This is a genomic window from Streptomyces sp. NRRL F-5126 (genome assembly GCF_000721265.1).
In the GTDB taxonomy this organism is placed as follows: domain Bacteria; phylum Actinomycetota; class Actinomycetes; order Streptomycetales; family Streptomycetaceae; genus Streptomyces.
In genome coordinates this window covers 1-597 of the sequence record NZ_JOFZ01000057.1, presented here as the reverse complement: position 1 = coordinate 597, position 597 = coordinate 1, and the positions used below count along the sequence as shown (strand labels likewise).

Genomic DNA, 597 nt, shown 5'->3' with positions numbered 1-597 from the left:
CCGCAACAAGATGGGCATCGGCACCGGCCTGCGCCTGCCCACCACCGCGATACTCGACCACCCCACCCCCGCCACACTCGCGCACTACCTGCGAACGCAACTGGTCAAGGACGAGGCACCAAATCCGTCAGACGTTTTCGCCGCGCTCGAAAAGATTGACATGGATTCCTTGATTCCCACTCTGCACGCCGAATCGCGGACGCGAATCGTGTCACAGCTCCAGAGGTTCCTTATCGAGCTGGGAGAGGACCCGGAAAGCATCAGAGCCACACAGGAGATCAGTTCCTCCTCCGACGAGGAAATCTTCTCCATGATCGACAACGAGCTCGGCCTCTCCTAACACCGTTCGCGAACTAGCATCAGAGGAACACCATGGGGAATGAAGAGAAGCTCCGCGATTACCTCAAGATCACCACATCCGAGCTGCGGCGGGCTCGCCGACGTCTGAGCAAAATGGAGTCGGACCAGCGTGAGCCTATTGCGGTGGTGGGAATGGGTTGCCGTTATCCGGGTGGTGTGCGGTCGCCTGAGGGATTGTGGGGTCTGGTTGCGGGGAGCACGGATGCGATATCCGGGTTCCCCGAGGACCGTGGGTGG

At 60.3% G+C, this 597-nt stretch carries 1 protein-coding gene and 1 pseudogene; both read left to right on the top strand.

Translation table 11 applies throughout. The annotated features are described in order from the left end of the window. Nucleotides 1-340, top strand: a pseudogene (locus IH48_RS0132275) (hypothetical protein); the annotation flags it as partial. Between the two features lie 32 nt (nucleotides 341-372). Next, on the top strand, nucleotides 373-597 hold a 225-nt coding region (locus IH48_RS35545), incomplete at its 3' end, for a beta-ketoacyl synthase N-terminal-like domain-containing protein (RefSeq protein WP_158710398.1).